A 25,032-nucleotide genomic window follows, 5' to 3' on the forward strand; every position below is an offset into this window, starting at 1 on the left:
GTCAGTAGTTTATCGCCCTGCAGCCCAGCTGTGTTACTCCAGCAGAGAGGGATGACACGGCCAGTCCCCAGGTGCAGAGGGTGTATTTGCCACGTTGTGCAAGGGGGACCGAAACGGTGTATCCGTGGTTTCCCGGTATGCCCATCACTTTGTTAACGTCGGGGCGGGGCACATCCGCGGTGAAGGCGACAGCACTCACCGCCCCGTCTGGCGCCGTGAGGTATGCATGCACGGGGATACTGGCCGAGGTGAAGGCCGGGTCATAGGCCCAGCCCTTGGACACCAGCACCGACCCGGCAGCCCCGGACTCAACGACGAGCGAATCGAAGGACCCCACGGGCGCAGGCGTGGCCGGCACGTTAATGCTCCGGCACCCCAGGAGGCTGTTGCCCTCCGCCAGTGGGCTGACCGGTATCCCGTAGGCACAGACCCTGTAGGTGCCGGCTCCCTGGATCTCCACCGATGGCTCGAAACCGTGGTTGCCAGTGATGCCGAGCGCACTGTTTATATCAGCGCGCGGCCGGTCGGCGGTGAATGCCTGGCCTTTGACGCTTCCATCGGGTGACGTGACGTAGACATGCACTGGGATGGAGGCCAGTGGGGAGCCAAGGTCTGCCGTCCACCCGGAGACCGACAGGTAGGCTTTCGTGTCAACTTTGCGCAGGGAGACGCTATCCACAAATCCGGCAGGCGCTGGAGTCGCCGGCAACAGGATTTCCTTGCAACCAAGGAAGCTGTTGCCTTGCGAGAGCGGGGCGACAAAGAGGCCATAGGCACACGCGGTATAACGGCCGCCCTGTGTCACCGGCGTGCTCAGGCTGAATCCATGGGCTCCGGAAATCGAAAACACGGAGTTGACGTCCGGGCGGGAGCCGTTCGCAGTCAGGGCGTGGGCACTCTGGCCGCTGGGGCCGCTGAGATAAATATGCACGGGGATGCTGGCAGAGGAAGCGCCGGCATCGAAAGCCCAGCCCCGAGCCTTGAGAACACCCTTTCCGGATTCCACGGCGTAGCTGAATGAGTCAAGCACACCCAGCGGCGGCGGCGACGCTTCCGCTGTCACCGTCCTGCAGCCAAGGTATGTGTTTTCGACGCTTCCCATTGCGTACACGCACACCCGGTACGGCCCGGCTGCGGTGACGTCAAAAGTCTTGGAGTAACCGTGCTGACCGGTCACCTGCATCACGCTGTTAACGTCCGGCCGCGGCTGGTTCGCCGGCACTGCGTAGCTGCGCTCCACTCCGTCAGGTGTCTTCAGGTAGACGTGCACGTCGCTTGATTCCGCTGGTTTGGCGCCATCGTATGCCCAGCCCCGCACCACCAGTTTCACCGCCGAGCTGTCACGCTGCAGTTCTACGGCATCGATAGCGCCGATACCCGGCGCGCCCGGAGGACGAAGCGTCACGGTCGCGGAGGTGTCACTCACCGAATCTATGGTCACCTTCGTCCCCGCATGGGTCTTGAAGGTTGCGCCGGCCTGCCACGCCTGGGTGGAGCTGTAGTTGCCGCTGATGGGAAAAGTCGAAGGAGGCAGCAATATGGACGAGTTTCCCGAACCCTGCTGCGAGATCTTCACGCCCCGGTTCCCGCCAATGGCCTTGCCCACGTCGTATCCGACGGGTGCCCTCAGTTCCAGGTAGTAGACCTCGCCCGATTTCGGGTCTGTGAACTTTGCGGCGCGGGCTGCACCCGTGCCGGCCCACGGCTTAAGCGTCAGTGACTTTGTTGCGGTGACAGTGCCGGCGTCGGCAATCTCGTTGCCGTTGCCGAAGCGTCCCATCTCCCAGAACGGGGCACCTATGGCCGGCATGAAGTCGTAGTGCGAGATGCCCATGACATCCAGGTTGTCGCCATAGGTTTTGATGCTGCATGACGAATCCGCGAATCCCCCGTACGGTCCCGGGGCGACGTCGGAGATCCCGCTGCCGCACTGGAGGCTGTTCGCGTGGTCAAGCCCCAGAGCGTGTCCGAATTCATGTGTCAGGACCGGCGTGCTGAGCCTGCCGTTCTGGGGCATGATGATCCGGCCGCCCACGGAGCCGTTGCTGAAAGCCATGCCGGCGGCGCCATTGGTCAGATAGGCGCCCGGAATGTACATCACCAGCGCGGTGTAGGACGTCTGCGTCCATCCCAGCTCGCGCGAGACGATGTCAACGATTTCGTTGGGCGACTGGGTGGATCGCGCCGCCGACGGCCGGGCCGTCTCGGCCTTGATCAGCGACATGTTCACCCTGCCCACAGTCTGCGTTGACCAGTACGCGCTTGCCGCACTCAGGGAAGCCTGGGCGGCCGCCATGGGAACGGCAGCGTTGGTCTCCTCTACCGTTTTGTCGGCAAGCTTCACCGTCACGAGGGTGGTCTTGATGGTCCCCGCCAGCGGCTGGTCAACATACGTGTATTCCGATTCGATGTGCCGTGGAGGAACGTCGGGGCGGACGAAGTCGTCCACCGGCACAGGACCCGGATCCGCCACGGCGGAAACGCCCGCCGGCACGGATAGATCAGCCGGCGCCGCAAAGGCGAACTGGGGAAGGGCTGACGACAGCACGATAACGGACACGGCCAGGGCCGTCCGACGCAGAATATTCAAGAGTGCTCGCTTAGGGGTGAGACCAGAAGTGATGCAGTCATCCTAGGGGAACCGCGGGCATCGCGGGGATACCTGCGCAAAAACTGATCCAAGCCTTTGATTAGGCGAATCCAAGGATTGGCGCAGCAAACGGTAAATGGAGATGATGGGTTGATGCGCCCCGCCCCTTTACCCGCACCAGCCATGCCCATCCCGACGGCGTACAGCAGGGCTTCCGGTGCAGTAGTGGCCGTTCTCGCTGTGGGACTCTGCCTGGTGGCTTGTTCCCCGGTAGTGGATGTTACCGCGGCGCAGGACGCAGCCAACCCCGCCTGCGCGCCCATGATGGTGGCACTGCCTGATGCCATCGGGGACGCGGGCCTGCGGAAAACCAACAGCCAGGCAACCGCTGCGTGGGGCGACCCCTCGCAAGTGATCCTGCGTTGTGGCGTCAACGTTCCGGGACCGACGACGGACCGCTGCGTCAGCGTCAACGGCGTGGATTGGGTCATCAAGGAGGGCGACACCGCGTGGACCCTGACTACCTTCGGCCGCGAACCAGCCACCGAAATCCTCCTGACCAAGGATCAGGAGGCCGTTAGTTCCGCGACAGTCCTTGCTGACTTGTCGGCCGCGGCGGCAAAGATCCCCGCCACACGGAACTGCGTCGGGCAGGAAGAGCTGAAGAACCTGCCGTCCACCCAGTAGTGTGCATGCGAGGTTAGCGTCCCGGTGGTGGGCCCACGCCGGCAGGGTTCCCTGGCCGAAGCGGAGCGAGGTTAGGGTGCCGGTGGGGACTAGCGCAGGCCGGTCTTCCGGTTCAGTGCCAAGTAAATGAGTTCGTCAATGAGCTCTGCATAGTCCAGGCCCGAAGCCGCCCACATCTGGGGGTACATGCTCTTCGGTGTAAAGCCGGGCATGGTGTTGATTTCGTTGATGATCAGCTCACCCTCAGGGGTGTAGAAGAAATCAACCCGACTCAGTCCTTCGGCTCCCACGGCATCAAACGCCGCAGCTGCCAGCTCTCGAACGCGGGCGATTGCTTCCTCCGGGATGTCCGCCGGGCAGCTGAGTGCAGCGGCGTCATCCTCGACATACTTGGCGTTGAAGTCGTAGAACTCGTGGGTGCCGCCGGCCACGGAGATCTCACCAGGCATGGAAGTCCGCGGCGCTGCTGTCCCGCGCCCTTCCAGGACGGCGCATTCGATTTCGCGGCCTACTATGCCGGCTTCGATGACCAGCTTGAGGTCATGGCGGCGGGCTTCCTCGACGGCGGCGTCCAGCCCCTCCAATGAGTCCACCTTGGAAATTCCCATGGAGGATCCGGCCCGCGCGGGCTTGACGAAGACCGGGAACCCGAGGCGGTCCACCTGCTTGCGGACTGACTCGGCGTCCTTGAGCCATTGCCGGTCGGTAACAGCGATGTAGGGTCCGACGTGGAGGCCGGCCGCCTCAAAGACCACCTTCATGTAGTGCTTGTCCATGCCCACGGCTGAGGCGAGGACCCCGGCGCCGACGTAGCGGGTGTCGGACAGTTCCAGGAGTCCCTGGATGGTGCCGTCCTCACCGAACGGACCGTGCAGCAGTGGAAATACGACGTCGACCGTCCCCAGTTCCTGCGGAACTTCGTTGGGTGCGGCGACGATCAGCTGGTGCTCGCCGCCGATCTCGGCGAGCGTCACCGTTTCGGTCGACGGCGGAACTTCCGGCAGCGACGACGCCGACAGTGACCACTGGGCGGTGTCCCCCGAGGCAAGGACCCACTGCCCCGATTTGGCGATGCCGATGGGGATGACCTCGTATTTGTCTTTGTTGATGGCGGCAAGCACTCCGGCAGCGGTCACACAGCTCACTGCATGTTCGCTGGACCGGCCGCCAAACAGCACGGCCACCCGCGGTTTGGCGGAAGGGGCCGCTTTCAGGTTGTCTTCGGACATGGTCAGTAATCGCCTTCAGGTTTCAGTTCCCGGGCCAGCAGAAGCGGCCCCAGTTGGTCAACGGACAGTTTGCCGGCCAGGACAGCTACAACGGCTGCGGTAATGGGCATGTCGACGCCGAGCTTTCCTGCCAATTCGTGCACGGCCTGGCCGGACTTGATCCCTTCGGCAGTCTGGGTCATTTTCTGGGCAACCTCGTCCAGCGTCAGGCCCTCCCCCAGCAGGCGGCCCGCTGTGTGGTTCCGGGACAACGGCGAGGAGCACGTGGCCACCAGGTCGCCCAGCCCTGCGAGGCCGGCCATGGTCTGGGCCTCGCCGCCGAGGGCGAGGGCCAGCCGTGAGGTTTCAGCCAGACCCCGGGTGATCACGGAAGCCTTGGTGTTGTCCCCCATCTGCTTACCCTCGCAGATACCGACAGCCAGCGCGATGACGTTCTTGACGATGCCACCGATTTCCACGCCCACGACGTCGGCGGTGGTGTACGGGCGGAAGTAGGGCGCCGTGCAGCTGCGAGCGATCCACCCGGCAGCAGCGGAATCACTGCACGCGACAACTGACGCCGTTGGCTCCTCGCGGGCGATTTCCATGGCCAGGTTCGGACCCGACACCACAGCGATGCGGTCCGCCGGGATGCCGAGTTCCTGGCTGATGACTTCGCTCATCCGGGCGTCGGTGTCGAGCTCGAGCCCCTTCATCAGGGAAACCACAATGGCCTGATGGTCGATCAGTGGCTTCCATTCGCGCAGTTGAAGCCGCAGGGACTGCGCAGGTACGGCCAGGACCACCAGGTCCGCTCCTGCCAGGACCTCGCCCACATCCGTGGAGGCGGTGATGGTCTCCGGCAGGGCGATGTCTTTCAGGTACTGGATGTTTCGGTGTATGCCGTTGATTTGCTCCACGACTTCCCCGCGCCTGCCCCAGACCCGGATCTGCCGTTCGTCGCCCGCGGCCGTGGCGGCGTCGGCCAGGATCTTGGCAAAGGTGGTTCCCCAGGAACCGGCCCCGAGGACCGCAACCGAGCGGGCTGAGCCGGGGCGGCGCCCGTCACCGGTCACAGGGCGTCCGCCTCGTCGCCAGCCGACGTTCCGGCCGCATCTGCGGTTCCAGCGGCAGGGCCGGCACCTGCGGCCCGTGGTCCCCGCTCCACAAACCGCCCGTGTTTCGCTTGCTTGTGCTTGGCGGGATCCCACCGCTCGACGGGCGGCTCTTCGTTGCGGATGCCAGCCAGCAAAGCTGTCACGGCGTCCATGATTGCCTCGGTGGCCGCCGTCAGGGTGGCCTTGTCCAGCGGACGGCCCGTGTAGGGGCTGAGGTCCACCGGATCGCCCACAACAACCGTGGAGGTCCTGCGGGGGAACATGTGGAACCGCTTGGCATAGCGGGGGAAGACCTCGTGGGCGCCCCAGTGGGCGATCGGCACCACTGGAATGCCGCCCTCGAGCGCCAGCCTGGCCGCGCCGGTGTGCCCTTTCATCGGCCACAGGTCAGGGTCCCTGGTTAAGGTTCCCTCAGGGTAGATGATGATCGCGCCGCCCTCGGCGACGATCTCCTGGGCGACCTGCAAGGAGCGGTTGGCTCCCGCCGTCGAGCGTTCCACCGGGACCTGCTTCGTGGCCCGCAGGACCCAGCCCAGCACCGGCACCTTGAACAGTCCGGCCTTGGCGAGGAAGTGGGGCGCCCTCTTGTTGTTATAGAGGAGGTGGCCCACGATGAGGGGATCGATTTCGGTGCAGTGGTTGGGTGCTGCGATGAAGCCGCCGGCGGGCAGCTTCTCAATGCCCTCCCACTTCTTGTTCATCAGCAGGTTCATCACCGGCCTGACAATGCCGGCAACGACCACAAAGGTGGCCTGGCTCTTGGCCGTTTCCTTCACGTGCCCCCCGCTACTTTGCTGTGGTGATGTCGAAATCTGCGCCGAGGCCTGCCAGCTTTTCCGTGAACCGCTCATAGCCGCGGTTGATGATGTCGATTCCGGTCACGCGGGAGGTGCCGGTAGCGGCCAAGGCTGCGATGAGGTGGCTGAAGCCGCCGCGCAGGTCAGGGACGTCAATGTCGGTTCCCTTGAGCTGGGTGGGTCCGGAGATAACGGCTGAGTGCAGGAAGTTGCGCTGGCCGAACCGGCACGGCACGCTGCCCAGGCATTCGCGGTGCACCTGGATGCTGGCACCCATCCGGATGAGGGCGTCCGTGAAGCCGAAGCGGTTCTCGTAGACCGTCTCATGGACAATCGACACGCCCTCGGCCTGGGTGAGCGCCACCACCAGCGGCTGCTGCCAGTCGGTCATGAAGCCGGGATGTACGTCCGTTTCCAGGACCAGCGGGTTGAGCTTGCCTCCCCGGTGGTAGAAACGGATGCCGTCCTCGCCGATGTCCATCCCGCCGCCCACCTTCCGGTAAGTGTTGAGGAAGGTCATCATGTCGCGCTGCGAAGCACCTTCGACAAAGATGTCGCCCCGCGTCACGAGCGCGGCTGATGCCCACGACGCCGATTCGTTGCGGTCCGAGAGGGCACGGTGGTTGTAGCCTCCGAGGTCTCGGACGCCTTCGATGCGGATGGTGCGGTCAGTCTGGACGCTGATGATGGCGCCCATCTTCTGCAGCACCGCGATGAGGTCGATGATTTCGGGTTCCGTCGCCGCACCTGAGAGCTCCGTGATGCCCTCGGCGCGGGTAGCGCTGAGCAGCACCTGCTCGGTGGCTCCAACGGACGGATACGGCAGCGAGATCTTGGCACCGTGCAGGCCCTTGGGCGCCGAAATGTGGATGCCGCCCGGGCGCTTTTCCACGACCGCGCCAAACTGGCGCAGGACATTGAGGTGGTAGTCGATGGGCCTGTCGCCGATTTTGCAACCGCCCAGGTCAGGAATGAAGGCCTCACCGATCGCATGGATCAGCGGTCCGCACAGCAGGATGGGAATCCGAGAATCGCCGGCGTGGGCATCAATGGCCGTGCTGGGAGCGGTCTTGGCCGCCTTGGGATCGAGCGTCAGGTCCCCGTTGACGGGGTCCTTGACCACGGTCACGCCATGCAGCTGCAGGAGGGAGGTGACTACCTCCACGTCCTTGATCTCCGGAACGTTCCGCAACACCGAGGGTTCGTTGCCCAGCAACGCCGCCACCATGGCCTTGGGAACAAGATTCTTGGCCCCACGGACGCTGACGCGGCCTGTAAGCGGGACTCCGCCGCGGATTGTCAGAACACTACTCATATACCGGTTTCCTTACGATTACTCGCCCCCAAGTCCTTGCAAAGGCTCCAGCTAAGCATAGGAGGTCGCGTTACCGAACCGAAATGCGCGGACGCCTCCGGCAGGGTGTGGCGTCCTCCTTGGCCTGGCTTATCGGCTGGCCGGTCCGGCTGTTCAGGACAGACGGGCCGGGAGCGTCTTCGGCATGAATGCGGGGCGGGTGGCCTCGTAGGCGGTGATGTCCTCTTCGTGCTGCAGCGTCAGGCCGATGTCATCGAGGCCTTCGAGCAGACGCCACCGTGTGTAGTCGTCGATCTCGAACGGCGCCACAATGTTGCCGCAGATCACAGTCTTGGAAACCAGGTCAACCGTCACTTCGGTTCCCGGTGCGTTCTCGAGCTCTTTCCAAATGAGCTCGATGTCGTCCTGGGCCACTTCAGCGGCCAACAGCCCCTGCTTGCCGGAGTTGCCCCGGAAGATGTCCGCGAACCGTGACGACAGGACGGTCTTAAAGCCGTAGTCCTTCAGCGCCCAGACGGCGTGTTCACGGGAGGAGCCCGTGCCGAAATCAGGTCCGGCCACCAGTACGGAACCGGCGTTGAACGGTGCCTGGTTCAGGATGAAGGCAGGGTCCTTGCGCCAGGCGGAGAAGAGCGCGTCCTCGAAGCCGGTGCGGGTGATCCGCTTGAGGTAGACGGCAGGGATGATCTGGTCCGTGTCAACGTTGCTTTGGCGCAGCGGGACGCCGATGCCCGTGTGGGTGGTGAACTTTTCCATATCGGTCTCCTAGGCTGCGTCGGTGCGGATGGCGGCGGACTCGGGGGCCGGATCAAGGTCCGACGGCGAACTCAGCGTGCCGCGGATGGCCGTGGCTGCTGCCACCACCGGGGAGACGAGGTGCGTGCGTCCGCCCTTGCCCTGCCGGCCTTCGAAGTTGCGGTTGGACGTTGAGGCGCAACGCTCCCCCACCTCCAGCTGGTCCGGGTTCATGCCCAGGCACATCGAGCAGCCGGCGAAGCGCCACTCGGCGCCGAAGTCCTTGAAAACCTTGTCCAGGCCCTCAGCTTCGGCTTCCAGCCTGACGCGTGCCGAGCCTGGTACCACCAGCATGCGGATGTTGGGGTCTTTCTGGCGGCCGCGGATGATGTCTGCCGCAGCGCGCAGATCCTCCATCCGCGAATTCGTGCAGGAGCCGAGGAAGACAGTGTCCACGCGGATGTCCTTCATGGGCGTACCTGCGGCCAGGCCCATGTACTGCAGGGCACGCTCAGCGGCGGCTTTGGCGTTCTCGTCGCCGAAGTCATCCGGGGACGGCACCGACCCGGAAAGCGACACGCCCTGGCCAGGGTTGGTACCCCAGGTGACGAACGGCTCAAGCGTGTCGGCGTCGAGGTCCACCTCGACGTCAAACGTGGCGTCGTCGTCGGTACGCAGCGTGTTCCAGTATTCGACGGCGGCGTCCCACTCGGCACCCTGCGGGGCGTGCGGGCGACCGTACATGTAGTCGTAGGTAGTCTGGTCCGGCGCGACGAGCCCGGCGCGGGCCCCGGCTTCGATGGACATGTTGCAGATGGTCATGCGGGCATCCATGGACAGCGCCCGGATGGCGGAGCCACGGTATTCCAGGACGTAGCCCTGGCCACCGCCGGTGCCGATCTTGGCGATGACGGCGAGGATGATGTCCTTTGCCGTGACGCCCGGGCGGAGGGTGCCCTCGACGTTGATGGCCATGGTCTTGAACGGCTTCAGGGACAGCGTCTGCGTGGCCATGACGTGCTCCACCTCGGAGGTGCCGATGCCCATCGCAAGCGCGCCGAACGCGCCGTGCGTGGAGGTGTGCGAGTCCCCGCAGACCACTGTCATGCCGGGCTGGGTCAGGCCAAGCTGGGGACCCACCACGTGGACGATGCCCTGTTCGGCATCACCAAGGGAGTGCAGCCGGACGCCGAACTCTGCGCAGTTGTTGCGCAGCGTCTGGATCTGGGTGCGGCTGGTCAGGTCGGCAATGGGCTTGTCGATGTCCAGTGTGGGCGTGTTGTGGTCCTCCGTGGCAATCGTGAGGTCCGGGCGGCGCAGCTTGCGGCCGGCCAGGCGCAGGCCTTCAAAAGCCTGCGGGGAGGTCACCTCGTGAACGAGGTGGAGGTCGATGAAGAGGAGGTCGGGCTGGGCGTTGGCTCCTTCGCCGTCGCCTTTGCGCACCACGTGCGCGTCCCAGACTTTCTCGGCCAGTGTCTTTGCCACGGCCATCTCCCTTCACTGCTGTTGGCTGTTAAGGTCCACTGAATCAGGGCGGCCGTGCAAATCGCCAGCCGAAACATTTGCATCTCAGATATTGAGACGGCAATATCATTACATGGACAATTCTAGTGGAGTCGGTGTCATTGATAAAGCGGCCCATGTGCTGGACGCACTTGAGGCCGGGCCTACCACCCTGGCCCAGCTCGTAGCAGCCACCGGCCTCGCCCGGCCCACCGTCCACCGGCTTGCCCTTGCCCTGGTCCATCACCGGCTGGTCAGCCGTGACATCCAAGGCCGGTTCGTGCTCGGGAGCAGGCTCGTTGAGCTGGCTTCCGCCGCGGGAGAAGACCGCCTGATCGCTTCCGCCGGACCTGTACTGATGCAACTGCGCGACGCCACAGGCGAAAGTGCCCAGATCTTCCGGCGCCAGGGCGACTGGCGTGTGTGCGTTGCGTCCGCGGAGCGTCCGATCGGCCTGCGGGACACCATTCCGGTAGGCACGCAGCTCTCCATGAAGGCCGGCTCGGCCGCCCAGGTCCTGCTCGCGTGGGAAGACCATGACCGGCTCCTCGAAGGCCTCCAATCCGCGCGCTTTACGCCCACGGTGCTGGCAGGAGTACGACGGCGGGGCTGGGGGCAGAGCCTCGGCGAACGTGAGCCGGGGGTTGCCTCAGTTTCCGCACCGGTGCGCGGACCGTCCGGCCGTGTCATTGCCGCAGTGTCGATCTCGGGCCCCATCGAACGCCTCACCCGCCAGCCGGGCCGGTTGCACGCCGAAGTGGTGTGCAACGCAGGCCGGATCCTCACCGAAGCCCTGCGCAAGAACAACGACTAGGGCGTACCCGCAAGTGACGCGCCGCCGCGGCTAGGCTTTCAGCATGAACAGCTACGCAGTGTTCCTCCGCGGCATCAACGTGGGCGGGATCAATATCAAGATGGCGGATCTCAAGGCAGCCCTGGAAGCCACGGGCTTTGACGGCGTCAAGACCCTTCTTGCCAGCGGCAACGTGGTCCTGGCCAGCGAACTGGGACCCGCCGCCGTTAAGAAGGACTTCGAGGCTTGCCTGCGGACATCATTCGGCTATGACGCCTGGGTGGTTGTCCTCACCGCACAGAGAGTGTCCGAACTGGTGGACGCGTGCCCGTACCCGGATGACGACAAATCCACCCACACCTATGTCACGCTGGCTTCAGACACCGCCATGCTGGATGAACTGGATGCGGCCGGGGCGGCCCTGGAAGGTACAGAACAGAAAAGGCTCGGACCGGAAGCCCTGGCCTGGCTGGCACCTGCGGGCGGCACGTTGGACAGCCCCTTCAGCAAGGTCTCATCGAAGGCAAAATACAAGGCAACTACCACCACCCGGAACCTGCGGACCCTGATCAAGGTGCGGGAGGCAGCCGCAGCTCTTTCATAGGCAGGCACCTGCGGACGCGGCGGACCCAGGCGGGCAGTGGCGCTACGCCGCCCTCGCTTTGTCCAGAGCGGTATTGAATGACCTGTGTCGGCTGACCTCAAGGTCAACAGGTTCCACCACCAAGGCCTGGGCAACCTCTCCGACGGCGGCACGGAGGCGCTTCCTGGCCGTGGTGGCCCGGGCCCGGGCGGCTACGGCCCCGATGAACTTCCCCGTAAGCGCCAGGAAAATTCCCAGGGCGGCTCCCCCGGCAATCATCAGGGTTGGGATCGGCCAGCCTTCAACCCGCGGCACGTCGGGGACAGGCAACTGGAGGTAGCCCAGCCCAGCCAGCACTCCCAGCCATCCGAGGCCGCCGAGAACGGTCAGCAGGGCAAGCCACTGGAACAGGTTGAAGACCGGCCACCACCAGGACTTCCGCGCGGCCAGCAGGTCCGTGCCCGCAATGGCCTGGTCGAGGGCGTCCGGGAGCCGCTCCCTGCCTTCACGGGCAGCATCCCGGATCGCAGCGCGCCACGGGCCGGGCGCGCCCGCGCTGGCGTCGTCGCCGAACTGGCGGACGGCGGCATCCGTCCGCGCGCGTTCGGGCGCCCCGGCGGGTGGCAGCGACGTGCGGCTGAGTTCGGATGGGGCACTGCTACGCAGGTTAAGCCGCCGCAGGGGGTCAGGCCGGAATTTCAGCAGCCAGCGGGTCACCGGCCACCCGGTGCGGCGGGCCGCTTCCAGGCGGTAGGAGCGGTCCACGGCTCCCACCACCAGGGGCACGTTGGCAGCCGAGGCCAACGCATCCGCAAGTCGCGTTTTAGACCCGGGCCGGACACCGGCGGCCTCGCCGGCTCCGGAGGCGTCCCGCAGCCGTGCGACGGCGCGGGACACGTCAGCTGTGAGTCGCTGTGAAGACGCCTGCCGCCGCACCACCACGTGCCGAATAGCGGCCCTGACACGGTGCACCCCTGCGCCGGTGACGGCAGAAGCACCGATCACCTCGACCTGCCCCAGGCCGTCCACGGCGAGGATTCCCTTCAATGATTCCAGCACGGGCTGGACGTCCCTCTCCGGCAGCCGGTCGGTTTGGTTGAGCACCACGAGGGTGATGGAACCGTGCGCTGCCAGCGGTGCAAGGAAGCCGTTATGAACCGCGGCGTCGGCGTATTTTTGCGGATCGAGCACCCAAACCAGGACATCCACCATGCCCACCATCCGCTGCACGATCTCACGGTTGGCTGCCCTCGTGGAATCGAAGTCCGGCAAGTCGAGGAGAATCAGCCCGGTTTCCTCATCCGCGAACCCGGGCACGGGCGCGGCATGGTGCCGGCTGCGAACATCCAGCCAGTCCAGCAGCGGTTCGCTGCCTTCCGCTCCCCAGACTCCTGCCAAAGGTTCGGTGGTGGTTGGCCGCCGAACGGCCGCCGTCGCGATTTCGGCGCCGCTGACGGCGTTGAAGAGCGATGACTTGCCGCTTCCGGTGGCGCCGAAAAAGCCAACAACCGTGTGGTCGGCGGAGAGGGACCGCCGGGACGTGGCGCGCTCCAGCAGCCTCAACACGTCTTGCAAGACATCGTCGGGCAGCACGCCCTCGGCGAGTTCACGGGCACTATTGAGGGCTTCAAGGCGGGCGTCCAGCTGCGACGAGACACGGGCAGCGGTGTGGCGGCTCATGCGGTGTCCGCAAGCCGCGTCAGGGCTTCAACATGGCGGGCCAGCAGAGCCCGGTCAGCGGGCACCTCGGGGAGCCGGTCAAGGAACTTTCGCTGCTCCTCCGCCAGCAGCTTCCGGGTGCGCTGGTGGAGATCCTCCCGTGCTTTCCGGGCAAGCCGGCGGACCGCGTCTTCACCGAAGACCGCTTCCAGCAGCTTTTGGCCCACGATGGCGGTGCCGCCGGCCACGCCCACCTCCAGGCCAGTCAGCCCGGCGGTCATGGAAAACACCACGACCATCAGCGCTGCCCCGAGGCCGTTGATCCCGAAGGACAACCATCTGGCCTGGGTACGTTTTTCCTGCCCTTCAGTCCGGATCAGTTCCATCAGGTCCGCCTGCCAGGCCCGGATCTCCGCCGCCACGGTTCCGGGGAAATCCATAGCTGCCCCTGAGAGGTCCTCGGTTCCGAGCAACTGACGGCCTGCCGGGTCTGCGCGCCACCGCTTGTCTGCCTGCTCGGCAGCGTTGGCGGCCTCATCAAGGATGACTGCCTGCAGCCCGGATTCGATGGCGGCCTCGACCTTGACGGCCGGGGCAGGTTCGCCGCGGAAGAACGCGCCCGCCCGGTCGCGCAAGCGCCCGATGCCCTGTTCAAGGCTGCGGAAGAACTCCCCCGTTCCCACGAAGTCCTGCCAGCGGGCAAGGACCTCTCCCCGCAACAGGGCGCCATCCTTCGTCGCATCAAGGATCCGCGTTTCCGCATCACGATAGGCCGTGAGGGTTTCAGCCCTGAGCCCCGCCGCAGCCTGCTCCTGCTCGTCCTGCGCCCGCGCCACGCTGCCAATCCGGCCCGCCAATGCCTTCACGGTTCCGTTGAGGGTCCGCCGGGCAATCTGTCCCCTGCCTACGGCGTCAGCGGCCAGGCTGTGCAGCCAGGTACGGAGAGGCTCCACTGCGGCAGGGGGGAGCATGCCGAGCGCGTCAAGGTCAGTCTCGGCAATGATGAACAGTCCCGCCGAACCCAGGCCTTCCCTGCCCAGCAGGCTCCGCAGGTCCGCAGAAACTTCTGCCTCTGCCTCGGCCGGTACACGGTCCAACACCACGGCCACCAGGATGTCGCGGGAGGCCGCGTCCAGCAGCAGTTTCCACGGAACGGCGTCGGCGTAGCGGTTCGCCGTGGTGACGAACACCCACAGGTCCGCGGCAGCGAGCAGTTGTCCGGCCAGCCTGCGGTTGTCCTCGGAAATGGAATCGACATCCGGCGCATCAAGCAGGGCAATGCCCTGCGGAACGGCGCTGTCCGCGAGCAGAACGAGCGACGTGACTGCCAACGGGTCCGGAACCGCACCGGCCCTGCTGGCCGGTACTGGCTGCGAAGATACGGTGCCACGGATCCGGTTGAGGCTGGGCAGGACCCGTTTCCCTTGGAACCAGCCGGCATCGGCCGGATGGTGCAGCAGGATGGGCTGCCTTGTGGTGGGCCTGATAGCCCCTGAACGCGTGACGGGATGCCCGACCAGGGCGTTGACGAGTGTTGACTTTCCGGCGCCGGTGGAACCTCCAACGACGGCAAGGAGGGGCGCCTCAAGGCTCCGGTACCGGGGAAGGATGTAGTCATCAAGCTGTGCGATGGCATTCCTGAGCTCCAACCTGGCCTGTTCAGCACCCGGTGTCAGGAGGGGAAAGGTGACCTTGGACAGTTCCAGCCGTACGGCCTCAAGGAGATCCACGCCAGCGGCCGCTGGCGTTGCTGGAGGACGATCTGGCCGGTCGGGCTGGTTGTCGGTGGTCACAGCATCATCATGCCAGTTCTGCAATCCTTCGCTGGGTGTCCCACGAGCGGCGCCAACGCTGCGCCGGCCCTTCCACGTAGCGGCAGGAAAGCCACGCCAGCGGGGCAACGGCCAGCAGGGAGGCGCCAGCGAACACTAATGGCGGAACGGCGGTGTGGACGCCCTGGGCAGCCAGGAACTGCTGGACGGGCCAACCGTAAATGTAGACGCCATAGGAAATGTCATAGCGGGATCCCACGGCCGCCAAAGGCACGTAGAGGGAACCAGCCAGCACAAGGACGCACAGTGGGAGGTGGATCAGCGACGAGACAAACCCTGTCCCGGCAATGACCAGCATCGTGACGGCGCAAACCCCAAGCGTGATGGGCGTGGCGGGAATTCGCTCCCGAAAGAGGTACACCAGGGAACCCGCCAGAAAGGTGACAACCGGGATCAACGGCCAGTCGTAGGGAGTCGGTGAGGCGAGCCATCCGGCGTCGACGGCGAAAACAGCTGCGGAACCGAGGACAAACAGGAAAAGTACTGCCACTCGCGCCAGTTCCAGGCGGAAGATTCCAAACGCGAGTCCGATGAACACATAGCAGACGATCTCACAAAGGCCACCGCCGCAACGCAAACGGCCAAACCGGGAAATATCCGCAGAAACCTTGCGCGGCAGTAGCTCACCGCCGACCTCGAATGTACTCGGCTCCGGGTGATCAGGTATCCCGAAATCCCGAAGAATCCGATGACGGCCCACGTGCCCAGTTTCATGCCACCCGGTTGCGGTTCAGCGCCGTAGCCGCCGAGCCACCAGGAATGGGACACGATCACTAGGGCAGCGAGTATCAGCCTGAGCGCATTTAATGAGTTTTTGCCCTCGTCAAACCGGTGTCCAAGCATGCCCGCTCCCCCAATAAGTGATGGGGTTCACAGTAGTGCAGCGAAGCGCGGCGAAGCCATAGTTCGGCAACCCTGGGGAAACGAGAAACGGCCCCGGGCTAGTGCCCGGGACCGTTCAGAGGTGACCCCAGCGGGATTCGAACCCGCGTTACCGCCGTGAGAGGGCAGCGTACTAGGCCGCTATACGATGGGGCCGCGTACTTCCAAAACAGCATCTCTGCCGTTCAGGCTAAGTGAGTATTTCATACACTCAGCCCGTGTTTCAAATCGGCGGAACCGCTTTGAAACCCCTGATTTTCCGCGGAAATCCGTGGATTTATCAGAGCTGGGATACCAGGACTCGAACCTAGAATGACGGTACCAGAAACCGTAGTGTTGCCAATTACACCATATCCCAATGGAACTTTCGGGCCGGATCCGTTGGTCTAAACCAGCGCTCCCGGCGCCTCAGCACGAGTAATTACTTTACCCGAGACTTTTCCACCGCACAAATCGAGCCGCCGTTACGTGGATCACACGTGTCCGGCGGCAGCCGGCAAGGCCAGGGTCAGCCCAGCAACCCTGCCAGGGACGTGACCTCGTGGCCAGCATAGCCCTGCCGCGGCTCCCCCACCCTGTTGAGCCAAACGCCCAACAGGCCCGCCGCCGTCGAACCTTCCGCATCCAGCATCCGGTTATCTCCCACATAGAGGGTGTCCGCGGGGAGCGTGCCAAGGAGGCGGACGCCTTCAAGGTAGATCGCAGGCTCCGGCTTGGCCACGCCCACGGTGTCCGTTCCGACCAGGCGCTTTATCCTGTCCAGGCCGGCGCCGTCCAGCTTGGCCCGCTGGTAGTCATGGACGTTGTTGCTCACCGCGCCGTAGGGAACACCGGCTGCATCAAGGGCTTCAAGAAGCGGGACGACATCCTCGAAGGCCCTCACATACCCCGGCTGGACGCGCCCGTAAGCGGAAAGCCACTGATGGGCCTCCTCGCCGTCGGCAAGGTCCACGCCGAAATGGCCCAGGGCCGCGCGGCCACGAAGCAGCCGTTGGTCGTTGAAGGTCAGTTCCCCGGCCAGGTAGCGGTCGTAGTAGTGGGTGGTTTCGTGCGTGAAGATCCTGCCGAACCGCTCCCAGCCGGCCTGGTCCAGGCCAGGAAGGAGGTGTTCGCTGACCTCGCGCAGGGCGGTGGTCATGGCGTATTCAAGGTCCACCAGGGTGTCATCTATGTCGAAGAGAACCCCCCTGATGGTGCCGAACGGCGTCTCAAGGAAACCGTCAGCTCGCTGGCCGGGAGAAGCCATCAGCCGCGGAAGGTGCGGAGCCGGGCAAGGGAGGAGTCCTTGCCGAGGATCACCATGGACTCGAACAAGGGCGGCGAGATCCGACGCCCGGAGATGGCTGTCCGGACCGGACCGAACGCCAGCCGTGGCTTGATGCCCAAGTCCTCCACGAGGGCCTGCTTCAGGGCGGCCTGGATGTTCTCAGGGTTCCACTCCGCAATGGGCTCCAGCGCCGCGATGGCGGCCTCGAGGACCTCGCTGAGATTCTCCGGCATGCCCTTGCGGGCGTCGTCGGCGACGTCGATGGCATCGTCTGATTTGAACAGGAATCCCAGCATCTCCGGCGCCTCGCCCAGCAACGTGATGCGTTCCTGGATCAGCGGCGCGGCTTCGGTAAGGATTTCCTCCTGGCGCGCTGTGGGCTGCTCCCCCACGAAGCCTGCAGTGCGCAGGTACGGCACAAGCCGGTCACGGAAGTCTTCCGGGTCGAGCATGCGGATGTGGGTGCCGTTGATGGCCTCGGCCTTTTTGATGTCGAACCGCGCCGGGTTGGCCAGGACGTCCTTGACGTCAAAGTATTCAATCAACTGGTCCACGGTGAAGATGTCCTCATCGGCCGAAAGGCTCCAGCCGAGCAGTGAGAGGTAGTTCAGCAGGCCTTCGGGAATGAATCCACGGTCGCGCAGCAGGAACAGGTTGGACTGCGGGTCACGCTTGGACAGCTTCTTGTTGCCCTCACCCATCACGTACGGGAGGTGGCCAAAGAGCGGCAGGTAGCTGGCGACGCCGATGTCCATCAGGTAGCGGATCAGCACCACCTGGCGGGGGGTGGAGGACAGGAGGTCCTCGCCGCGCAGTACGTGCGTGATCCCCATCAGGGCGTCGTCTACGGGGTTCACCAGCGTATACAGCGGGGATCCGTCAGCACGAACGATGACGTAGTCCGGAATACTTCCGGCTTTGAACGTGATGTCGCCGCGGACCAGGTCAGTGAAAACGACGTCCTCGTCAGGCATCCGGACGCGCAGGACCGGCTGGCGGCCCTCGGCCCTGAACGCCGCGAGCTGATCTTCACTGAGTTCCCGGTCAAAGTTGTCGTAACCGAGCTTGGGGTCGCGTCCGGCGGCACGGTGGCGTGCCTCGACTTCCTCCGGCGAGGAGTAGCACTCGTAGGCGTAACCCGCTTCAAGGAGCTTGGCGACGACGTCCTTGTAGAGGTCCAGCCGCTGAGACTGACGGTACGGCTCGTGCGGACCGCCGACCTCCACGCCCTCTTCCCAAGTGATCCCCAGCCATTTCAAGGCTTCCAGCAACTGCTGGTAGCTCTCTTCCGAGTCGCGTGCCGCGTCCGTGTCCTCAATGCGGAACACAAACGTGCCCTTGGTGTGCTTGGCGTGGGCCCAATTGAACAGGGCCGTGCGGATCAGGCCCACGTGCGGCGTCCCGGTGGGTGAGGGGCAGAACCGGACACGCACGGGGGTGTCGGCGGTAACGGTGGGGACGGAGGCAGGGTTCGACGCAGAAGCAGTAGTCATAGTGGCTCCAACTTTACCGCCTGCTGCCTGCCCTGCTGCTCCGTCCCGGGACCGTCGGGTTGGGCGGACCGTCAGCGGCGCACGATGGGGTTGGACAGCCGCCCGATCCCTTCGATCTCCACTTCATAGCGGTCGCCGGCCTGCACCAGGCCCACCCCGGCAGGAGTTCCAGTCATGATGACATCCCCCGGCAGCAGGGTGAAGGCCTGCGAGACGATGGACACCAGTTCCCGGACGCTGCGGATCATTTGGCTGGTACTGCCGTCCTGCCGCAGCTCGCCGTTGAGCCGGCCCTGGATCTGGAGGTCCTCGGTGTCCAGTTCGGTCTCGATCCACGGCCCCAGCGGCGCCGATGTGTCAAAGCCCTTGGCACGCGCCCACTGCAGGTCCGTTTTCTGGACATCCCGGGCGGTGAGGTCGTTACCGCACGTGTACCCGAAGATGACGTCGTCGACGCGTTCCTCCGGGACGTCCTTGCAGATCCGGCCAATGACCACGCACAGCTCGGCCTCGAAGGAGACTTCCTCGGAAAATTCAGGCAGCACAACGGGGTCGTTCGGGCCCACTACGGACGTGTTGGGCTTCAGGAAGAGCAGCGGATGGGCAGGCACCTCGTTGCCGAGTTCATGGGCATGCTCCACGAAGTTGCGGCCAACGCCAATCACCTTGCTGCGGGGAATGATCGGCGCGAGCAGGCGGACGTCTTCGAGCTTGTGGTGGACCGCCGTACGCTCCACGCCGTTAAAGAACGGGTCACCGTGGATGACAGTGATTTCCTCACTGCCTGGCTGGCCCTCCACAATGCCGTAAAGGGGATCAGAATCGACTACAAACCTGGCAATACGCATGGTTCCCAGCCTACAGTCTTCGGCCGTGCGGCCCGGCGCATTCAACGGTGCCCGGCGCCTCCGCGCAGGTAGTCCAGCTGCGCTGCGACAGACATTTCGGCCGCACGCCGCACAGATGGTCCGACGTCGGAATACACGGCGTCGGCGACGTCACTGACGGCGGCGTTGCGGCCCAGCCGGTCCAGTGCGGCCCGGATCTGGTCGAGGCGTTCGTGCCGGTGGCCTCGGTAGTCGCGGACGATCGCCTCCAGGGACGGCAGCACGGGCCCGTGGGCAGGCAGGACCGTTGCGGCCCCCAGCGCTTCCAGCCTGTCCAGCGAGGCAAGGTAGTCCCCGAGCGTCCCGTCCGGGTAGTCCAGCATGGTGGTGCCGCGGCCCAGGATGGTGTCGCCGGTCAGCACGGAACCGCGGCCGCCGTCGTCGGGAAGGTGGAAGCAGACGGAATCAGAGGTGTGGCCGGGTGTGGCCAGGACCCGGATTTCCAGGCCCGCCAACACGACGATCTCGCCGTCCAGGAGGGGCGACCCGCCGCCATGGCAGTGGGCGGGTTCGGCGGCTCGGACCGGCGCGCCCGTCAGCTGATGCAGCGCGGCTGAACCGGCCGTGTGGTCCGCGTGCCGGTGCGTGACCAGGATGAGTTCGACGGGTCCAGCAGCCGCCAGCGCCTGAAGATGCTGTTCGTCCAGCGGTCCGGGGTCCACTACAACAGCGGACGGGCTACCGCCACCCCGTAATACGTAGGAGTTGGTGCCCTCCAGGCTCATGGGTCCAGGATTGGGGGCAAGGACGAACTGCGTCAAGGCAGAGCTGCGCTGCAGGCCAAGGCTGGAAGCTGAAGTCACAAACCCATCTTTGCACCAGCCGCGGCTCCGGCACCGGTCCCGCCGCCGGAATAGAACAGCTAACAAACCGGGTTGACCACCATGAAGAGCACAAGATCTCCATCAGGAAAGCCGGAACCGGACACATGAGCGACACACCCCGCACCATTGCAGACCTCATCGCCGAAGCTGACTCAGCTGGCCATGACCACGCTGCCACCGAGAAAAACAGCGGTCTGCAGCACATCCATAACCACGCGACTGGAGCGATCGTGTGGTTTCCCACATGGCGGACGTTCCGCGAGACGTCCGACTGGAGCGAGGCGGTGGAAGGCGTCGCGGAGGATTTCCGGTCACGTCCAACACCCGTCGAAGAACAGGCGGCTACCTTCCTGGCTGATGACCTGGCTGCACTCCTCAGACGCGCTGCTGCCTCCAGCGATGCGAACGTTTTTGTCCAGGAAAACCTGGTCCACCATCTGACGCGGACCTGGGCCGTCGCGGACGCCGTCGCGACGGCAACGGGCAGGGAACTGCCCACAGGCAGCACCACGCCGTCCATTTTTGCGGGCTATCCCTATGATGTGTACGCGCAGGATGGCGGCACCTTCGCAACGACGCTGTGGAACGACATGATAGACGCCCGCCGCAACCAGGCCCTCAAGGACGAAGCTGCCCGCAAGGCCCTGAAGCCGGTGTCCCGCAAGGCGCTCAAGAACGCTGCCCGGAAGGCCGCGCGGCGCTGATGCCCGGGGCCGGCTTTGCCTGCAGAAATGGAAGAACGACGGCGGTTGCCCGGCACTGCGCTTGACGTACCGCAGTGCCGGCCAGCCGCCGTCGTACCTTTCTCTTGCGCTGTATCCCGGCTAGGCCAAGCGGGTCAGCCAGCCGTGCGTGTCTGGCAGGGCGCCGGTCTGGATGCCCAAAAGCTGCTCGCGGATGGCCATGGTGGTCTCCCCCGCTTTGGCGTCTTCGGAGCCAATGAACTCCGTGGCGTCCTTCAGCACGCCAATGGGAGTGATAACAGCAGCGGTTCCGCAGGCGAACACCTCGGTGATCTCGCCGGAGGCCACGCCGTCACGCCACTCGTCCAGGGTGATCTTGCGTTCGGTGACGTTGCGTCCCATGTCCTTGGCCACATGGATGACTGACATCCGGGTGACGCCCTCGAGGATGGTGCCGGTGAGGGCGGGAGTGACCAGGGAGCCGTCCTTCATCACGAAGAAGACGTTCATGCCGCCAAGCTCTTCAACGGCGTTGTCATTGAACTGGTCCAGGAACAGCACCTGCTTGCAGCCGTTGGCCTCTGCCTCCTGCTGGGCGATAAGCGAGGCCGCGTAGTTGCCACCGCACTTTGCCGCTCCCGTGCCGCCGCGGCCTGCGCGTGCATACTCACGGGAAATCCAGATGGAAACGGGCTTCAGTTCGCCGCCGAAGTAGTTGCCGGCCGGGGAAGCAATGACGCGGAATGACACTTCACGCGCCGCACGAACACCCAGGAAAGCTTCGGTGGCGATCATGAACGGACGCAGGTACAGGGCCTCGCCATCGCCGGCCGGAACCCATTCCTTGTCTGCGGCAACCAGCTCACGGATGGCGCCCAGGAAGTACTCCACGGGAAGCTCCGGCAAGGCCAACCGGCGGGCGGACTTGTTCAGGCGGGCGGCGTTGGCTTCAGGGCGGAACGTCCAGATGGATCCGTCGGCGTGGCGGTAGGCCTTGAGACCTTCGAAGATCTCCTGGCCATAGTGCAAAACTGCCGCGGACGGGTCCAGCGAAATCGGTCCGTAGGCCTCGACCCGGGGGTCGTACCAGCCGCCCTCGCCGTGCTCGTCGACGCTGTAGTCGACTATGGCGGTGTGGTCGGTGAAGTAGTTGCCGAACCCTGGGTTGGCCAGGATGGCTGCACGCTCTTCAGCGGACTTCGGGGTTGCCGAGGGCTGCTGGTTGAATTCGACGCCATGGGCGGTCTGAGTCATGGTTCCTCCACGATCGGCTGCGTGTGGATGTGGTTCATCCTTGAACCCCAGGGCAGCATTTGGTGATTCGAAACTAGCTTACGCCGGTTAACCGAGTCTCTAGGGCACGGCCTAGAGCGCTGCGGCGATGGCATCTCCGATGGCACTGGTGGTGCGGGAGCCGCCGTCGCGGTTTTCGACGTCGGTGATGACCGCCGCTTCGATCTTCCGGGCCGCCTCGGTGTAGCCGAGGTGGTCCAGCAGAAGTGCCGCTGACAGGATGGCGGCGGTGGGGTCCGCCTTCTGCTGCCCGGCGATGTCCGGTGCGGAACCGTGGACGGGTTCGAACATGGAGGGCGCGGTGCGGTCCATGTTGATGTTGCCCGAGGCGGCCAGCCCGATGCCGCCGGTGATGGCCGCGGCGAGGTCCGTCAGGATGTCACCGAAGAGGTTGTCTGTGACAATAACGTCAAAGCGCGACGGATCGGTGACCATGAAGATCGTGGCCGCGTCTACGTGCAGGTAGTCGTGGGTGACCTCGGGGAATTCCTTGGCCACAGCCTCAACGGTCCGCTTCCACAGGTGGCCGGCGAAGACCAGGACGTTGTGCTTGTGGACAAGGGTGACATGCTTGCGTTCGCGTGCGCTGGCACGGCGGAAGGCATCGCGGACTACACGCTCCACGCCGTGAGCGGTGTTCAGTGAGACCTCGGTGGCTACTTCGTGCGGAGTGCCGCCGCGCAGCGTGCCGCCGTTGCCGACGTAGGGGCCCTCGGTTCCTTCACGGACGACAATGAAATCGATGGTTCCAGGGTTGGCCAGTGGGCTCCCCACCGTGCCAAAGAGCCGGGATGGCCGCAGGTTGACGTAGTGGTCCAGGCTGAAGCGGAGCTTGAGCAGCATCTCCCGCTCGATGATGCCGGACGGGATCCGGGTGTCGCCGGGTGCTGCACCAACCGCGCCGAAGAGAATCGCGTCGCGCGTCCGCAGGTCCTCCAGGACCTCATCCGGAAGGGTCTCCCCCGTGGCCAGCCAGTGTTCGGCGCCGAGCTTGTAGTGGTGCTGCTCGAGGTCAACACCTTCGGCGGCGACGGCCTTTTCGAGGACCTTCAGTGCCTCGGCAATGACCTCGGGGCCAATGCCGTCACCGGGAATGACAGCGAGATTGATGGTGGATGCGCTCATGATTTCAGGGTAGCCAAGTCATCCACATTATGGTCAAACCGTCTCATTATTCGAAACCCCGGACGCTCTCCCGGTTCCTGCACGTTTCGGGGCGGCCCTCTCTCACTTCCTGCACGTTAACGGCAAACGCTCTCTCACCTCGGAAGAGGAAGTGAGAGAGCGTCCGTGATGCTAGGCCTCGGTGGGCTCCTCGTACTTGGGGAAAACCGGGGCCGGAGCGGGCAGCGGCGTTCCTGCCGCGATCGGTGTGGTGAGCGCGGCGAACTGCCGGGACGCGCCGTCGGGCTGGCCGAGTGTATCCAGTAGCGCAGCTGTGGCGGTGGGCATGACCGGCTGCGCGAGGATAGCCACAATCCGCAGCACTTCCAGCGTCACGTACAGCACTGTGTTCATGCGTTCGACGTCGGTCTTGCGCAGGACCCAGGGCGCCTGGTCCGCAAAGTAGGCGTTGGTGTCTCCCAGGACGGCCCAAATGGCCTCAAGGGCGCGGCTGAACTCCTGCTTTTCGAAGGCGGCCCGTGCCGCCTCGAGCAACCCGTTGGCCTGCTCCAGGATCGCCGTATCCGCAGCGGTGAATGGACCGGGTACCGGTACCTGGCCTTCGCAGTTCTTGGCCACCATGGACAGTGACCGTTGAGCCAGGTTTCCGAAGTTGTTGGCGAGGTCGGAGTTCATGCGCCCCACGATGGCTTCGTGGTTGTAGCTGCCGTCGGCGCCGAACGGGACCTCGCGGAGGAAGAAAAACCGTACCTGGTCCAGGCCGTACTGCGCCACGAAATCTGCGGGCGCCACGACGTTGCCGAGTGACTTGGACATCTTGACGCCGTTGTTGTGCAGGAAGCCGTGGATCATGACGCGCTTGGGCAGTTCCAGCCCGGCGCTCATCAGGAAGGCTGGCCAGTAGATGGCGTGGAAGCGCGAGATGTCCTTGCCGATGACGTGGACGTCGGCGGGCCAGAACTTCCTGAACGATTCCGAGTCGACATCGGGGTAGCCCACACCGGTGAGGTAGTTGGTGAGGGCGTCCACCCAGACGTACATCACATGCTTGTCGTTGCCGGGGACGGGAACGCCCCAGTCGAAAGTGGTTCGGCTGATGGACAGGTCTTCGAGGCCGCGCCTAACGAAGCTGATGACCTCGTTGAATCGGGACTGCGGCGCGCCAAATTCGGGCTGTGCCTCATACAGCGCCAGAAGGCGGTCCTGGTAGGCGGACAGCCGGAAGAAGTAACTCTCCTCCGCAGTCCAGGTCACCTCAGTGTCGGTCTCTTTCGAGTAGCGCACGCCGTCGTCCTTGACCACGGTGTCGTCCTCAACGTAGAAAGCTTCGTCGCGGACGGAGTACCAGCCCTCATATTTGGACAGGTAAATATCGCCGTTGGCTTCCATCTTCTTCCAGATGGCCTGCGAGGCGGCGTAGTGGTCCTCGTCCGTGGTGCGGATGAACCGGTCATAGGTGATACCCAGGGCGGAGTGCGCAGCCTTGTAAACCTCGGCGTTGCGGTCCACCAGCTCCTTGGGAGTGATGCCTTCCTTTTCGGCCGTCTGGGCGATCTTCATTCCGTGCTCGTCCGTGCCGGTGAGGAACATCACGTCATAACCGTCCAACCGCTTGAACCGCGCCATGGCATCGGTGGCGATGTACTCATACGCGTGGCCGATATGGGGCACCCCGTTGGGGTACGTGATGGCAGTGGTGATGTAGAAGGGGGTTTTCTCTGGAGCAGTCACGTGCGGACGGTACCTTTGGTGCGAAGG

At 64.6% G+C, this 25,032-nt stretch carries 21 protein-coding genes, 2 tRNA genes and 1 pseudogene; 4 read left to right on the forward strand and 20 right to left on the reverse strand.

From position 1 onward, the window contains the following. Nucleotide 1: 1 nt before the first annotated feature. The gene (locus tag V9L17_RS15850; protein WP_337352130.1) at nt 2-2,590 is read right to left on the reverse strand and encodes a hypothetical protein; all 2,589 of its coding nucleotides are present in this window, start codon (nt 2,588-2,590) and stop codon (nt 2-4) included. Nucleotides 2,591-2,743: 153 nt separating this feature from the next. Between V9L17_RS15850 and V9L17_RS15855 the strand changes: the two genes are divergently transcribed. Continuing rightward, nucleotides 2,744-3,277: a DUF3515 domain-containing protein gene (locus tag V9L17_RS15855; protein WP_337352131.1), complete on the forward strand. Its 534-nt coding sequence runs from the start codon at nt 2,744-2,746 to the stop codon at nt 3,275-3,277. An 89-nt stretch (nt 3,278-3,366) separates the two neighbouring features. Here V9L17_RS15855 and V9L17_RS15860 read toward each other — a convergent pair whose 3' ends face one another. The 6 genes from V9L17_RS15860 to leuC form a co-directional block, all read right to left on the reverse strand. Next, nucleotides 3,367-4,506 carry a D-alanine--D-alanine ligase family protein gene (locus V9L17_RS15860; RefSeq protein ID WP_337352132.1) on the reverse strand — a complete coding sequence of 380 codons (1,140 nt, stop codon included), beginning with the start codon at nt 4,504-4,506 and terminating at the stop codon, nt 3,367-3,369. A 2-nt stretch (nt 4,507-4,508) separates the two neighbouring features. Further along, complete coding sequence (locus V9L17_RS15865) at nt 4,509-5,561, reverse strand: NAD(P)H-dependent glycerol-3-phosphate dehydrogenase (RefSeq protein WP_337352133.1); 1,053 nt, start codon at nt 5,559-5,561, stop codon at nt 4,509-4,511. After that, complete coding sequence (locus tag V9L17_RS15870; RefSeq protein WP_337348923.1) at nt 5,558-6,379, reverse strand: lysophospholipid acyltransferase family protein; 822 nt, start codon at nt 6,377-6,379, stop codon at nt 5,558-5,560. Before V9L17_RS15870 ends, V9L17_RS15865 begins: the two co-directional genes overlap by 4 nt. Before the next feature lie 10 nt (nt 6,380-6,389). Then, nucleotides 6,390-7,715, reverse strand: coding sequence for a UDP-N-acetylglucosamine 1-carboxyvinyltransferase (murA, locus tag V9L17_RS15875; protein WP_337348924.1), 1,326 nt, complete (start codon nt 7,713-7,715; stop codon nt 6,390-6,392). A 153-nt stretch (nt 7,716-7,868) separates the two neighbouring features. Next, nucleotides 7,869-8,471 (reverse strand): 3-isopropylmalate dehydratase small subunit, encoded by a 603-nt coding sequence (leuD, locus tag V9L17_RS15880; protein ID WP_337348925.1) that lies wholly within the window; start codon nt 8,469-8,471, stop codon nt 7,869-7,871. 9 nt (nt 8,472-8,480) lie between these two features. Next, on the reverse strand, nt 8,481-9,935 hold the full coding sequence (gene leuC / locus V9L17_RS15885; protein ID WP_337348926.1) for a 3-isopropylmalate dehydratase large subunit: 1,455 nt from the start codon (nt 9,933-9,935) through the stop codon (nt 8,481-8,483). 112 nt (nt 9,936-10,047) lie between these two features. Here leuC and V9L17_RS15890 point away from each other — a divergent pair, with 112 nt between their 5' ends. Both V9L17_RS15890 and V9L17_RS15895 read left to right on the forward strand, forming a co-directional pair. Then, nucleotides 10,048-10,767: an IclR family transcriptional regulator gene (locus V9L17_RS15890; RefSeq protein ID WP_066292257.1), complete on the forward strand. Its 720-nt coding sequence runs from the start codon at nt 10,048-10,050 to the stop codon at nt 10,765-10,767. Between the two features lie 43 nt (nt 10,768-10,810). Further along, nucleotides 10,811-11,350, forward strand: a complete 540-nt coding sequence (locus V9L17_RS15895) for a DUF1697 domain-containing protein (RefSeq protein WP_337348927.1) — start codon at nt 10,811-10,813, stop codon at nt 11,348-11,350. 42 nt (nt 11,351-11,392) lie between these two features. On the opposite strand, the gene V9L17_RS15900 is transcribed toward V9L17_RS15895, so the two are convergent. The 10 genes and pseudogenes from V9L17_RS15900 to V9L17_RS15940 form a co-directional block, all read right to left on the reverse strand. After that, nucleotides 11,393-13,009: a GTPase gene (locus V9L17_RS15900; protein ID WP_337352134.1), complete on the reverse strand. Its 1,617-nt coding sequence runs from the start codon at nt 13,007-13,009 to the stop codon at nt 11,393-11,395. Further along, nucleotides 13,006-14,781, reverse strand: a complete 1,776-nt coding sequence (locus V9L17_RS15905; RefSeq protein ID WP_337352135.1) for a dynamin family protein — start codon at nt 14,779-14,781, stop codon at nt 13,006-13,008. The genes V9L17_RS15900 and V9L17_RS15905 overlap by 4 nt, the downstream gene beginning before the upstream one ends. A gap of 7 nt (nt 14,782-14,788) precedes the next feature. Then, nucleotides 14,789-15,358, reverse strand: a complete 570-nt coding sequence (locus tag V9L17_RS15910) for an acyltransferase family protein (protein WP_337352136.1) — start codon at nt 15,356-15,358, stop codon at nt 14,789-14,791. A gap of 26 nt (nt 15,359-15,384) precedes the next feature. Further along, a pseudogene (locus V9L17_RS21330) lies at nt 15,385-15,663 on the reverse strand (acyltransferase family protein); the annotation flags it as partial. A gap of 122 nt (nt 15,664-15,785) precedes the next feature. Beyond that, nucleotides 15,786-15,858, reverse strand: a tRNA-Glu gene (locus V9L17_RS15915). A gap of 130 nt (nt 15,859-15,988) precedes the next feature. Further along, nucleotides 15,989-16,060: transfer RNA gene (locus V9L17_RS15920), tRNA-Gln, on the reverse strand. A 150-nt stretch (nt 16,061-16,210) separates the two neighbouring features. Continuing rightward, nucleotides 16,211-16,948 carry an HAD family hydrolase gene (locus V9L17_RS15925; RefSeq protein ID WP_337352137.1) on the reverse strand — a complete coding sequence of 246 codons (738 nt, stop codon included), beginning with the start codon at nt 16,946-16,948 and terminating at the stop codon, nt 16,211-16,213. Further along, nucleotides 16,948-18,462: a glutamate--tRNA ligase gene (gene gltX, locus V9L17_RS15930; protein WP_337348932.1), complete on the reverse strand. Its 1,515-nt coding sequence runs from the start codon at nt 18,460-18,462 to the stop codon at nt 16,948-16,950. The genes V9L17_RS15925 and gltX overlap by 1 nt, the downstream gene beginning before the upstream one ends. 71 nt (nt 18,463-18,533) lie before the next feature. Then, nucleotides 18,534-19,310 (reverse strand): fumarylacetoacetate hydrolase family protein, encoded by a 777-nt coding sequence (locus tag V9L17_RS15935; protein WP_337348933.1) that lies wholly within the window; start codon nt 19,308-19,310, stop codon nt 18,534-18,536. Nucleotides 19,311-19,351: 41 nt separating this feature from the next. After that, nucleotides 19,352-20,152: an MBL fold metallo-hydrolase gene (locus V9L17_RS15940; protein ID WP_337352138.1), complete on the reverse strand. Its 801-nt coding sequence runs from the start codon at nt 20,150-20,152 to the stop codon at nt 19,352-19,354. 125 nt (nt 20,153-20,277) lie between these two features. Here V9L17_RS15940 and V9L17_RS15945 point away from each other — a divergent pair, with 125 nt between their 5' ends. Next, nucleotides 20,278-20,877: a hypothetical protein gene (locus V9L17_RS15945; RefSeq protein ID WP_337352139.1), complete on the forward strand. Its 600-nt coding sequence runs from the start codon at nt 20,278-20,280 to the stop codon at nt 20,875-20,877. A gap of 120 nt (nt 20,878-20,997) precedes the next feature. On the opposite strand, the gene V9L17_RS15950 is transcribed toward V9L17_RS15945, so the two are convergent. The 3 genes from V9L17_RS15950 to metG all read right to left on the reverse strand — a co-directional run bounded on the left by V9L17_RS15950 (nt 20,998) and on the right by metG (nt 25,005). Then, nucleotides 20,998-22,110 carry a branched-chain amino acid aminotransferase gene (locus tag V9L17_RS15950; protein ID WP_337352140.1) on the reverse strand — a complete coding sequence of 371 codons (1,113 nt, stop codon included), beginning with the start codon at nt 22,108-22,110 and terminating at the stop codon, nt 20,998-21,000. A gap of 111 nt (nt 22,111-22,221) precedes the next feature. Continuing rightward, entirely contained in the window at nt 22,222-23,274 is a 1,053-nt protein-coding gene (locus V9L17_RS15955; protein ID WP_310161981.1) for a 3-isopropylmalate dehydrogenase, read from the reverse strand. 171 nt (nt 23,275-23,445) lie between these two features. Further along, the gene (gene metG / locus V9L17_RS15960) at nt 23,446-25,005 is read right to left on the reverse strand and encodes a methionine--tRNA ligase (protein WP_337352141.1); all 1,560 of its coding nucleotides are present in this window, start codon (nt 25,003-25,005) and stop codon (nt 23,446-23,448) included. Nucleotides 25,006-25,032: the final 27 nt, after the last annotated feature.

This window comes from Pseudarthrobacter sp. CCNWLW207 (assembly GCF_037203945.1).
Taxonomy (GTDB): Bacteria; Actinomycetota; Actinomycetes; order Actinomycetales; family Micrococcaceae; genus Arthrobacter.

Coding starts and splice junctions, on each gene's coding strand:
- V9L17_RS15855 (WP_337352131.1), top strand. CDS start 2,744: ATGCGCCCCGCCCCTTTACCCGCACCAGCCATGCCCATCCCGACGGCG.
- V9L17_RS15860 (WP_337352132.1), bottom strand. CDS start 4,506: ATGTCCGAAGACAACCTGAAAGCGGCCCCTTCCGCCAAACCGCGGGTG.
- murA (WP_337348924.1), bottom strand. CDS start 7,715: ATGAGTAGTGTTCTGACAATCCGCGGCGGAGTCCCGCTTACAGGCCGC.
- leuD (WP_337348925.1), bottom strand. CDS start 8,471: ATGGAAAAGTTCACCACCCACACGGGCATCGGCGTCCCGCTGCGCCAA.
- V9L17_RS15890 (WP_066292257.1), top strand. CDS start 10,048: ATGGACAATTCTAGTGGAGTCGGTGTCATTGATAAAGCGGCCCATGTG.
- V9L17_RS15895 (WP_337348927.1), top strand. CDS start 10,811: ATGAACAGCTACGCAGTGTTCCTCCGCGGCATCAACGTGGGCGGGATC.
- V9L17_RS15900 (WP_337352134.1), bottom strand. CDS start 13,009: ATGAGCCGCCACACCGCTGCCCGTGTCTCGTCGCAGCTGGACGCCCGC.
- V9L17_RS15925 (WP_337352137.1), bottom strand. CDS start 16,948: ATGGCTTCTCCCGGCCAGCGAGCTGACGGTTTCCTTGAGACGCCGTTC.
- gltX (WP_337348932.1), bottom strand. CDS start 18,462: ATGACTACTGCTTCTGCGTCGAACCCTGCCTCCGTCCCCACCGTTACC.
- V9L17_RS15935 (WP_337348933.1), bottom strand. CDS start 19,310: ATGCGTATTGCCAGGTTTGTAGTCGATTCTGATCCCCTTTACGGCATT.
- V9L17_RS15945 (WP_337352139.1), top strand. CDS start 20,278: ATGAGCGACACACCCCGCACCATTGCAGACCTCATCGCCGAAGCTGAC.
- V9L17_RS15950 (WP_337352140.1), bottom strand. CDS start 22,110: ATGACTCAGACCGCCCATGGCGTCGAATTCAACCAGCAGCCCTCGGCA.
- V9L17_RS15955 (WP_310161981.1), bottom strand. CDS start 23,274: ATGAGCGCATCCACCATCAATCTCGCTGTCATTCCCGGTGACGGCATT.